At 58.9% G+C, this 11,625-nt stretch carries 7 protein-coding genes and 3 pseudogenes; 4 read left to right on the forward strand and 6 right to left on the reverse strand.

The window, feature by feature from the left end:
• From AC07FD_RS20920 to AC07FD_RS20935, 4 genes and pseudogenes are all read right to left on the reverse strand, one after another.
• Positions 1–215: pseudogene (locus AC07FD_RS20920) on the reverse strand (adenosine kinase); the annotation flags it as partial.
• A 104-nt stretch (positions 216–319) separates the two neighbouring features.
• A complete protein-coding gene (gene metK, locus AC07FD_RS20925) occupies positions 320–1,495 on the reverse strand; it encodes a methionine adenosyltransferase (protein ID WP_095085167.1) in 1,176 nt (391 codons plus the stop codon).
• Between the two features lie 58 nt (positions 1,496–1,553).
• Positions 1,554–2,891 (reverse strand): serine hydroxymethyltransferase, encoded by a 1,338-nt coding sequence (locus AC07FD_RS20930; protein ID WP_378924340.1) that lies wholly within the window; start codon positions 2,889–2,891, stop codon positions 1,554–1,556.
• 39 nt (positions 2,892–2,930) lie between these two features.
• Positions 2,931–3,275 carry an ArsR family transcriptional regulator gene (locus AC07FD_RS20935; protein WP_378976403.1) on the reverse strand — a complete coding sequence of 115 codons (345 nt, stop codon included), beginning with the start codon at positions 3,273–3,275 and terminating at the stop codon, positions 2,931–2,933.
• A 1,474-nt stretch (positions 3,276–4,749) separates the two neighbouring features.
• On the opposite strand from AC07FD_RS20935, the gene AC07FD_RS20940 reads away from it, so the two are divergent.
• A complete protein-coding gene (locus tag AC07FD_RS20940; protein ID WP_478351383.1) occupies positions 4,750–7,158 on the forward strand; it encodes a hypothetical protein in 2,409 nt (802 codons plus the stop codon).
• Between the two features lie 21 nt (positions 7,159–7,179).
• Positions 7,180–7,524 (forward strand): annotated as a pseudogene (locus tag AC07FD_RS20945) (class I SAM-dependent methyltransferase); the annotation flags it as partial.
• A 138-nt stretch (positions 7,525–7,662) separates the two neighbouring features.
• Here the strand turns inward: AC07FD_RS20945 and AC07FD_RS20950 are convergent.
• The gene (locus AC07FD_RS20950; protein ID WP_143748758.1) at positions 7,663–7,872 is read right to left on the reverse strand and encodes a hypothetical protein; all 210 of its coding nucleotides are present in this window, start codon (positions 7,870–7,872) and stop codon (positions 7,663–7,665) included.
• On the opposite strand from AC07FD_RS20950, the gene AC07FD_RS20955 reads away from it, so the two are divergent.
• Complete coding sequence (locus AC07FD_RS20955) at positions 7,871–8,638, forward strand: host specificity protein (RefSeq protein WP_167392133.1); 768 nt, start codon at positions 7,871–7,873, stop codon at positions 8,636–8,638. The two genes, AC07FD_RS20950 and AC07FD_RS20955, sit on opposite strands and share 2 nt — an antisense overlap.
• Before the next feature lie 111 nt (positions 8,639–8,749).
• Here AC07FD_RS20955 and AC07FD_RS20960 read toward each other — a convergent pair.
• Positions 8,750–9,098 (reverse strand): annotated as a pseudogene (locus tag AC07FD_RS20960) (DDE-type integrase/transposase/recombinase); the annotation flags it as partial.
• Positions 9,099–9,314: 216 nt separating this feature from the next.
• Between AC07FD_RS20960 and AC07FD_RS20965 the strand changes: the two are divergent.
• Positions 9,315–11,625: Ulp1 family isopeptidase (locus tag AC07FD_RS20965; RefSeq protein ID WP_478351384.1), on the forward strand; the 2,311-nt coding region annotated here is incomplete at its 3' end.

The raw sequence follows: 11,625 nt of genomic DNA on the forward strand, positions 1-11,625 counted from the left end.
CCGAAGCTGGCGACGCCGGCCGCCGTGTTGCCGGCGCTGCCGCCGGACGCTTCGATGGCCGGGCCCATGCGGCTGTAGAGCAGTTCGGCGCGCTGGGTGTCGATGAGGTTCATCGCGCCCTTGATGATGCCGTTGGTCTCGAGGAATTCCTCGTCGCACTGGGCGATGATGTCGACAATGGCATTGCCGATGCAGAGCACGTCATAATCCGGCATCAATGTCTCCGCCAAAAAACCCAGCCGGCTTCTTGCCATGCCGGTCGGGCGCGGGTCTAGCGAGTTGGAATGGGTGCCGCATGCGCTTGATCCAGCGTCGGCCCTCAAGCTGCTGCAGGTCCTGCCTCACGCAGCAAGTCGTCGGCTCTGTCCGTCCTCTCCCAGGTGAACTCGGGCTCTTCACGGCCGAAGTGCCCGTACGTCGCGGTCTTGCGGTATATCGGGCGTAGGAGATCAAGCATCTTGATAATGCCTTTCGGTTGCAGATCGAATAACTCGGGAATAAGGCGCTCGATCCGCTTTTCATCGATCCTTGCGGTCCCGAAGGTGTTGACGTGAATAGACACCGGCGCGGCCACGCCGATGGCGTAGGCAAGCTGCACCTCACACACCTGCGCAAGTCCGCTAGCTACGATATTCTTCGCAACGTACCGCGCCGCATAGGCAGCTGACCGGTCAACCTTGGATGGGTCCTTGCCCGAAAAGGCGCCGCCGCCGTGGCGCCCCATCCCGCCGTAGGAATCGACGATGATCTTGCGTCCGGTGAGCCCGCAGTCGCCGCGCGGCCCACCAATCACGAACCGGCCCGTTGGATTGACCAGGAACCTGAGCCCCGTCGTATCCAGGTGGGGCGGCAAAACCGGCTTTATGATCTCCTCAATGACGCCTTCTCTTACTGTTTCTTGTGAGACCACCTCGTCATGCTGCGTCGACAGGACTATGGTATCCAGCGCCACCGGGCGCAAACCTTCATAGCGCACGGACACTTGAGATTTTACGTCCGGACGCAACCAGCTAAGCTGTCCCGTTTTCCGGACCTCTGCCTGCCTTTTCGTCAAATGGTGAGCGAGTTGGATCGGCAAAGGCATCAATGTATCGGTCTCGTTGCATGCGTACCCGAACATGAGGCCCTGATCCCCCGCCCCCTGCTCGAGATCCTGTCCTCGACCCTTGTCAACGCCCTGGCTAATGTCGGGCGACTGCTCGGTGAGAGCCAGAACGACGGCGCAACGCCGACCATCAAAGCCGATGGCATCGTCGTCGTATCCAATATCGAGTATCGTATCGCGGGCAACTTGGCTGTAATCGATCTGCGCACTGCTGGTGATCTCGCCAGCCAGAACGACCATTCCGGTCTTGACCAATGCTTCACAGGCCACGCGCGCCTTGGGGTCGTTACGCAGGATTGCATCGAGGATGGAATCCGAGATGTTGTCGGCCATCTTATCTGGATGTCCCGCGCCGACGGATTCGGAAGTGAACACGAATTGCCTGGTCATGGAATGCCCTCGCTTCTGGGTGCTGGAGTTGTATGGGAGTGCGCTGGATTCGGCCGTCTTATCGGTCGGTGATACCAGGGACATCGAAGGCAGCGCAGAAGTCGGCAACGTCTTTTCGCACCGAGGCATGAACATCTGGGTCGGCGGGCTCGCGGCAGATCAGGTCGATGAAAGCGGCGATCTGCACCATTTCTCCCTGGCGCATGCCCATGGACGTCACTGCTGGTGTGCCTAAGCGGATACCACTTGTGACCGCCGGGTCTCGCGGGTCGCCCGGCACCATATTGAAGTTCGTAATGATGCCCGCCTTTGCCAGTCGCTCGGCATAGGCTTTGCCTGACAATGGTCGATCCCGAAGATCAAGGATCAGCATGTGATTGTCGGTCCCGCCGGTGACCAGCTCATAACCTCGCTCCAGAAGCGCCTCGGCCAGAGCCTTGGCATTCTTGACGATCTGCTGACCGTAGACACGGAAAGCCGGGTGAGAGGCTTCCTCCAAAGCGACAGCTAGCCCGGCGATGATATTGATATGGGGCCCGCCTTGCAGGAGAGGGAACACCGCGCGATCTATGCGTTTGGCGAGATTGTGTTTGTTCTTCGGATGATGGAGCGCCTGATGGCGGTCTTCATTCCTTGACAAAATGAACCCACCGCGTGGACCGCGTATCGACTTGTGGGACGTGCTGCCGACGACGTCGCAATGGCCGACAGGATTCGGGTGGGCTCCGGCGACAATCAGGCCACTGATGTGTGCGATGTCGGCCGCCAGATAGGAGTTCACCTCCAAAGCGATCTCGGCCATTGCCGCGTAGTCAAAGACACGCGGATAAGCAGTTGCGCCGACCCAAATGAGTTTCGGCCGTTCCCGTTTGGCCGTGTCGCGCAAGCCGTCATAATCAATTTGCTGCGTGTTTTCGTGCAGGCCATAGGGGACGCGTTGATAATCACTGCCGGAGAAGTTGACCGACCAACCATGCGTGAGATGGCCTCCCTCGGGGAGGGGCAAGCCCATGACCTTATCCCCAGGGCTCAAAAGTGCTCGATAGATGGCCTGGTTGGCCGGCGAGCCGGAATAAGGCTGGACGTTAGCGTGCTCACAGCCGAATAGCGCCTTCAGGCGCTCGATAGCGAGGTTCTCCAGCTCATCGACGATCTCGTTTCCCGTGTAATAGCGCGCACCAGGGTACCCTTCAGCGTATTTGTTGGTGAAAATCGAGCCGGTCGCTTCCAGCACCGCCGAGGAGGCAAAGTTCTCCGATGCGATGAGTTTGAGCGTCGTACGCTCCTGCCGCACCTGTTTTTGAAGCAGTTCGTGAACGCGGGAATCAACCGCGGCCAGGGGAGACCGTCCGTAGGTGTCGAGCGGCGCGCTTGCACTGGCAGCGGAATTTTCCATGGCAGTTTCCCGTTCCAATTGGATTGATCCTTCTCACGGCTAGCAGGCGGTCTCCTTGGACCGCGCATCTCGTATCTCTTCGAGGCGTTGCAGGTCTCGTTTATGATAGCCATCGTCGTGGGGCAGGAGATCAATCAACAATTGAACCAGCCCGCCGTCCCTGCCTCCCGCTTTGAGATGGTACGAAGACCCCCGACGTTGTTCGTTGCAGCAAAGAAAGTCAGCCTTGGCGAGCCGCCGGACGTGTCGTCCAACAAGCTCGCGCCGCAACCCCAGAACTTTCGCTAGCTCGCAAACCGTTAGGCTCGCGTGTGCGCAAAGGCCAAGGATTCGAAGTCGATCAAGATGCGCTGCCGTCCTCAGGCGATTGACTAGTGTCATCATTGGTAAGCATCACGCCACATCAAAAATTGCGGCACTGGTCCTGCTGACTTCGTCATTTGGCGTCTCCGAAGATGCTACAGCTTCCGAAACCAATAGCTTCTTGGACCAAGGTTTACACGTTGGGCCGCAACCAAGGTGGGGGCTTTTATTGACCTGCCTTCAAAACCGAGATGCATGCTGTTCGGCCCTCGGAGAGCATGCAGCACCATGATTTGATCCCCACTTCCATCATGCGACATGCGTACCATTCGCGGGGGGGTGGAGTTGCAAAGACTCTACGAATTTCTTTGAAGGATTTGTTGCAACGACTGCTGCCATACGTTCGTAGGCCTGAGGATCTGGTCGAGTTCGCGCTGGCCGAAGCGCACGGCTATAATCGCGGCGCGCGCGTGGCCGGCTCATGCAGACGGATCAATATTGCGGATGGTTTGCGTCCTGCGTCCCGCCACCGTGATCCGGCATGCTCGACCCTTCGCTCGGCACCAAGGCCGGCTACGAGAGCCGGCACCGCTATTTCGGAAACATCCAGTCACGTTTGCGAAGTGGCTGTTGGAATTGGTGATGCTTTGACGCATTGTCGCCGGAATTTAGCTGCGCCGCCGCCTCAATCTCCAACGAGACAGTCGGCGTTGCCTGAGACGGTTCGGTCCGGCACCGGCTCGTAAACCCCCAGCCCTCCAACTACGGGTCAGCGTCGGATCGAACCAACTCGGTTTCCCTGGAAATCGGGTGCGACGATCCCAAGACCTGAATGGCCGGCATCAGAAGCACGCTGAGGCCGGTTTTTTATTGGCTAATGCATATCCGCCAAAGACCGCAGTGGTTTTGGGACGACGACCATAAAGCAATAGTTTGGGTCGCGCCGGCCTGAACCGCAGGGGCGTTTTAGGCGGTGCCGGGCAAGAAAAGGTACCAGCAAGAGAAGGCGAACTCGCAACCGAGCGAGAGCTGCTCCCCTTGTCGCCTTTCGCGTTCAGACCTGTGAATCCTGCGCAGTACTCGCAAGCTCTGCTGATCCTGCCGGGCAGGGATGCTCGGACGCAGGATGCACCGCCCATAGGGCCAATCAATGTCGCCATCATTGGCTCTTGGAGTCGTCAGCTTCTCGAAAGTTAGACCTCCTAATAGGAGCCTTGGGCAACAATTGGAGGAAGGAAAGCATGTCAGATTTTGGCTTTCGTGGTTTGGTCTGACGGGCTCGATCCTGGCATGTTTCCAGAAGATCTGCGACGCCAGATCGCGTCGACGTGCGGCATGAGGCGATCGCTGCGAGTCCTGGCCGCTACTGCTAAGGTGAGCTTGGCCAGGATGTAGGCCGCGCCGTCCGGCCCCGGGCTGACCGCGACGGTCGACGGCCATGCTGCTGGTCTTCACACCTCATGCCACGTTTCATCTGGGCGATCGCACTTATACGCCGAAGTTCTGAAACACCACGGCTGACCGAGATCAGCCCCAACACCATCGGAGATGGAATATGACGGGCATTGGCCGACCCGGAAGATCGCGCATGGGCAATGCTGGAACCGACAGCACATGGGCATCGAGCAGTTCACGCTCGCAATCAAATCTTGCCCCTGGGGAAGGCAGCCAATCGTTCGATTCCGTCGTAGACCAAATGCGCTCTGGACCTCAAGATAGCGGCACATCCTTCGCTCGCGTTCCGCCCGGTGCCGATGATGTCCTTGGCGATGGGCCTTCCGGTCCCTCCGTTGGCGCGCATCGAAGCCCACATACAGCCACTACGAGGCGGGCTGTCACTGCGCGCCGCCGCGGTTATCCTTCAATGTCCGAGGCTGGAGCCAGCCAGCCGCCAACCTGGGATGTGGCAGTCCCCATTTCCTTGAGAGGCGAAGAAATCAACGCGGCAAAGCAACGAGTGGACGGCCTGCAGGAGGAACTGGAGGCTTGCCGCAATGCGGCCATGAAGGCCCGGAACCTGGAGGAGGCGCAAGAGCTGATCGATCGGGTGGTCAATGCAGGCTCAGCAGTTCTGGACTACTACGCGAGCCTGCCACAGGCTGTGGCGCGGAGCATTCTGTCCGACGATGAAGCGCGTCAAGTCCGCTCCACTGTGCTCGATGCGGCGGACCAATGCGACCAACTGGGCAGACCGACTATCTACGCCTTGGAACAGAGCAAGGAGCGTACGACCGCCCTGCTCAGGGGGCTCCAAGCCAGCGCTACCGGCGACCAGCTGAGCCGATCGGTTTCCAGTCTAGCGCAGCCCCATGTGCTCAGCATGGAGTGGTGGGAAAAGAAGACATGGCGCTGCGAACGGATGCGGTCCGTCTGCGCGGCCACTGTCAACTTACCAAGTGCAACTACCGAGATCCGACAGGTCGAACAGGCCGCCCTGCGGCTGCACACCGGCTGGCTAGTGAATAACAAGGTCACGCTGGTGCAATCGCGGATCTCTCTCGCGCAGGTCAAGATTGAGCCGCTGGCGAGCACGTTCGAACCAGCCGTGAGGGACATCCTCATGGATGAGAAGGGACGGGTGCGTCTGCTGGGAACCTTCGTCGGTGACGTTTTTCCGGCATTCCTCTCTACGTCCGACGCTGTTCTGAAGAGCAATGGGCGCCCACTCGACGCAGAGCACTGTGCCGTTCTGGAAGGCGTCATGGAGCGGCTTTCGGAATTTGCATTGGCGTTGCAAGACGACATCGTTGCCAAGCTAAGCGATGGCCGAACAGGTGCCGACCTCCCATTGCAACTGTTGGGCCAGATCGTGGACGACGCTTGGATCACTGCGCACGAGGTTATGCACTTGCTGGCACTGCAGCCGAATACCTCAGCCGTCATTACACCGTGGGCTGACGCCGGCGCTGCGATACCGGCCGACGGCAAGGCTGCAGTGGCCGAAGGCTCTGCATCGCGCAGGAAGGGGAAAGGCAAGAGCAAGCAGGCCGCTGGCGCCGGCAGCTCGGCTACCGGGCGGCCGCAAGTCGCTGCCGGCGGCAGCGTCACGGCGCCAGCAACCAAGGTTCTCGTGCGCTCGGATCTAGGTACGAAGAAGCTCGTGAGCGCAAAGGAGGCGCATGCAAGTGCGTCGTCGGCGGCTGCACATTTGGCGATCTGGCAGACCCCGGCGTCGAGGGCGGCCCTGACGGGACGACTCACGCGGTTGGACGAACTTTTGCAGTTCGATCTGGCTAGTCAGCAACGGACCGTCTCGCGAGCGCGCCAGATGAAACCCGAGGACTCCGACCACGCCGTGGACACCGTGGTCGAGCGCCTGCAGACGCAGGCCACCGAGATGCAGGCCTGTCTGGCTGCGTTGGAGGAACCTCGTCGACGCGGCCTATTCACGCCTGCGCAAGTGGTCGAAGTGCACGACAAAACAGTCCAGCTCAAGGGGATGTTGTCCGAAGCGCGGGGACTGGCCAAGGCTTTGACCGAGGAAAAGGCCTCTACTTCGATCGAATGCATGAAGACCTACGCCTTTCCGTCACAAAAGTACCTTGAACACTTGCGGGAGGCCAACGAGTTGACGCCTGCCGATCGACCACGCGCGTTGAGGGACGAGCCAGGGACACTGTTCGAGATCAGGCTGCAGCCCAAGGCGCTGCGCAATGGTGCAATGCCGAGGCCGATGTGGGTGCACATCCATACACAGCAACCGGTATTTGCAGGGCAGTTGGCGATGCTGGATGACGCCGACTTCGCCGCTTGCCACGTCAAGTCCAATGAACAGCGCGGCCACAATCGGCAGTGGCAGGACGCCCGGGCTGCGATCGGTCACGAGAACGTCGTGATCCACCGCGGCAAGCTCACCCCTGCGTTCTGTAAGTCCTTGTTGACCACAGTGCCTGGCGGCCAGCCACACCACCCGCTTGCCGAGGCGGAGCACCGGTCGGTGCGGGCTGCTCGACGCTGGATATAGGTGGGGACCTCTCGCGGTGCCACCGGGATCGAGCTCGATCCGGTGATCGCACGCGTCGTCCGGCTGCGGCAGCCGCGCGCATCCTCACCGGCGACTTCGCCCGCACCAAGCTGCCGGCGAGTTTCGATCCCCATTGGTCCGCCCTTATACGATCGCGCGGTACGATGCGAGCGCGCCTATCGCTCGATGGGTTTGCGTCTTCATGACTACTGCATCGCGCTCGATCGATCTCTTGAAGCCGGGCGGGTTCGCAGTGTTCATGACGTATTCGACATCATGGACAAGATCGATAGCCGAGCGCGAGAGCGTATTGCGAGGTCGACCAATCTCGTCGTTGCCGTTCGACTGCCCGAAGATAGTTTCCGAGGCTGATGCCGGCATCGAGCCGGCAGCATCAATCCGCAAGCTGTTCCGCTCCGCGATGCGCTGCGCGAGATGCTGAAGGCCCAGGAATTGGATGAGAACGTGCAGATCAAACAGCGCGTCGCCGCGCGGCAACGACTCTTACGTGCGGATCAGCTCACTGTCAGCTCGTTCGAGTATCTTTTCGAGCGCAACCCAACGCCCCAAGCTCACTTCCAAAGATTCATGCCAAAAAGGGAAACGAATTGCCATGTACAGTCGAATCAGTGGCTCATCTACAAGCGCCTGCGAAGCTAACGAAACAACGCCGTCTAACGACAGTGATAGCTTTGGGGAAACAATTGCAAGCATGGCGCCTGATCTCCATGCTAGTTCGTCTTCAGCGCCCGCACGGCCATACGCGCTCGTTTCCCAGCCTCCTATCGTCGAGATCGACAGGTCTTCATTCGGTAGGAAAGTGAGGGAATTTTACGGCGATGAAATCAAACAAATCGCGGACAATCCGCAAGAGTACACGGATTTCGTGTCCTCAAAAGCCGCGCGCACGGTAATGGTTGCAAGGCTCTGCGGTGGTACCCACGATGATACGGAAGAGGCGCGATACTTTAGTTATCAGCTAGGCAAAAAAAGCGTTGGGATCTTAAGAACAGAAGGCGGATTTAGCATCGAAGGAGAATCGTGGCGGGAACAGTTTCCTGGGAAAGATCGGATCACATCCGTCGTAGACCTTCGGGTTACTCATCCGCTAGCCGACAATGCAGGCGATATTTTGCTTGAACATCAACTTCGGCTCGACGGCAATCAGGCGCTGGTCATGTCACGACCTGCCGCGACGGAAAATGAAGCCCGCCTAGACCAAATGGGCTTTGTTCACGTGGGTGACAATCGGTGGATACTTGATCCTACACAGCATCCCGAAAAATGGGCGAAGAATAGTGACGGTGAATGGCAGCGGGCTGACAAACCTCCTCTATATCTGTCCAATGCCGAGGGCTATGATGCCGATAGCGAAGTAAGCATTGGGGCCAATTCCAGCGAAGCAAGCTTTGAGACAAACTCGTCCGATGATGACCCGTCTTGGTATTTCAAAAATCTCAATTTGAACCAGGATCGGTAATGAAAGAGAGCGAATCACCGGTGGTTGCTTTGTCCTTTTTGTGCGCTCGAGAGCACCCCCCCAGGACAGAGCACCCCCAGGACATTGGAGCAGAACGGCCCTTGTCCATACATCCGTCAAACACTGGCTCCGGCCGATCCGGATCGGCTTCAGCCGGCGCCGGGAGCGATCCTGCAAGCGATTGTGGTGTCGCAGGAAACGATCGCCTCCCGATTGGTCTGGCTACCGTCGATGTCGATGCGGTCCGGTCGGCCACGACGCTCCAGCGCTGCTCGCCGAAATAGAATTCGCCGGTATCGCCGACATTGTCGATGGCGCGATAGAGATACATCCGCTGGCCACGGACCTTGGTGGAGATCTCGTCGACATGCCATTTGCCGGTCACGCTGCGCTTGCTGCGGTGGAAGCGCTCCAGCAATAGCGGCGCGAAACGAGCGGTCAAGCGGTGGATGGTCTTGTGATGTGATCGGCCTTGCCGCTCACGAGTAACAAAACGTTGCAACGTATCCCTGTCGACGACCAAATCGACCAGCTTGCGCGTCTCTTCGGACTTCACAAGGCTTACAAAGTCTGAAGGCGGCATGGCGATCTGCGAATTGTCGGCTACCCGGATCGTCGCGACAGGCCCCCGTAGGAGGTGGTCAGCTCGTCGAAAGCTAGCGCTGCTAAGACATGGATGTTTGACCATCGCAAGGTCTTCGAAGCGGCAATTCTATCCCATCTGACGCGGCAGTTCTATCTCATCAAGGAGAGTGGCATGGAATCCAATCACGATCCATTCAATACCAACGCTTGGATGCACCAGTACGCTGCCTTGCAAGAGCAGCAGCGGGCGAGGCAAAAGTCGGACAATAAGCCTGCTGGCCAAGCGAGCTTTGAGCGGCAATTGAGCGACTTGCAGCTCAGTTCCCCTGACGAGAGCTCCGGGGATGCTGGTTCGCCCGACACTCGATCCGCAGTGGCGCATGGAAGTATCCAGCGCACTAACGTCGGCGGTTCGATGCGGATGCCGCCGCATTCCAGCCTACTGGACAATTCGGTCAGCAGTACACGGTACAGCGTCGATATTCCTCGCGTTCACCTTGGCTCGGCTGCGAAGGCCTCGCAGTCTGACTTGCGTGACAGGCCATTCAGTAGCACGCGCTACACAGCACCATCGGAAGCGCGGCTTGCGGCGCGGACGAAGGATAGCAAGAGCCGTGGACTGTTTTCTCGTATTAAATCAGGGCTCGGCAAAGCCTTCGGGGGCAGTCGTCACGAAAAGTCGTCCGGCGACTCACTGTCGTACGTGATCCATTCAGAGCCTCGCATGGATTTTGCCAAGCGGAGCCGCCAGTCCGATGCGGACCTGAGCCTCATTGAAGAATTCAAGGTGGCGTTGGTCGGCGAGAACCGCAAGCCTAAAACCATTGATAACTACGTGACCGCTCTCAGAATGTTTAGCGAATTCCTTCAACCCGAAGGCGTGACACTGGAAAAGCTACTTGGCGACGCTGATCTGCTGAAAGCCAAAAAGGATGACTTTGCGAAAGTGGCGAGCGCCAATAGCAGGAATCATTTGGGTGGAGCATTGGACGTGCTCCAGCGTTTCCGGGCCGGAAATCCCATATCCGCCCCCGCGTGGGTGGACACGCAAGACCAACCGATGCATCCCCAGGACAAGCGGATGATCCGACAGTTCGAGGAAGCAGTCAAAGCCTACAATGGCGGCAGCGGTCGAAGGGCCGGAAGGGTTCCCGCGCCTACCATCAAGAGCAATGTGCAGGCTCTTAGGGCGTTTGCTCGTTGGCTCCTAAAAGAGAACAAGGGTCCACTGACTACTCGGGCTTTTAACGAGCCAAAGTCACTAGCCCTCGACATCGAGGAGTACACCGCAACTGGTGGGGACCATCGTGACCGGCTCGACGCGGCACTGTCTCACCTCCGGAGGCTCGGAGCTGAGGGGCTCCAAGCAGTCGGTGCCGGACCCCGCCTGATGGGGCGCGAAATATTGCACCCTTATCCGGAGGACGCCCCCACCATCGATGGCCTACAAGACGAAGCCTGGGCCAATCTGGGACCCGACGCGACTCGCGCAAAGAAGGCCCCCGCCTCAACCATGGCTTCCAAGCTACGTTCGTTTAGCGATTGGCTCCAAAGGGAGAGCAGGGGTAGTATAATGAGCCGAATCAGCGGCAATTCTCGGCAGAAAGCGTCGCTGGACGCGGATTACAAGAACTACGTTAAAACAACAAATCGGACCGCATCGTTCGATAAGCTTAGAAAATACTTAGGAAATGCCTATACTGACGACGTCAGCATCATTGATGGCCTGGTCAGCGACGATCTGAGCAAGCTCGGATCCGACCCGGCGTCCCAAAATAGAAAAAAAACTATCCAGAATACTGCTTCGTACCAACGTAGCTTTAGTGATTGGCTCCAAAGTACGGGTAGGGAGAGCATAGTAAGCCGAATCAACGGCACTGAACGGCAGCGACGGTCGTTGAACGCAGATTATCGGGACTTCACCAAAGCCACAGGAAGAACTGGCTTGAACCTCAAGAAGCTTGGGCAGTACCTACGAGTCGTCGAGGCAAACAGAGCGCTGGGTGTGGCCTTCCCTGAGCAGCCGAGTCGGGAACCTCGGCTTGCAGGGTCGAGCCCATCGTGGTCGCCGCACGTCCCGTCCGGCTTTGACCCAAGTGAGTGGCCAACGCCGGGAGGCCCGCAGGCCGGACGGCACGAAACGGCTGTGTCGAGCTCGACCTGGTCGCCGCGGTTGCCGTCAGACTTTGATCTAAATGAGTGGCCGACGCCGGAAGGCCCGCAGGCCGGACGGCACGAAACGGCTGTGTCGAGCTCGACCTGGTCGCCGCGAGTGCCGTCAGACTTTGACCTAAATGAGTGGCCGACGCCGGAAGGCCCGCAGGCCGGACGGCACGAAACGGCTGTGTCGAGCTCGACCTGGTCGCCGCGGATGCCGTCAGACTTTGACCTAAATGAGTGGC

Source organism: Mesorhizobium waitakense (genome assembly GCF_056431085.1).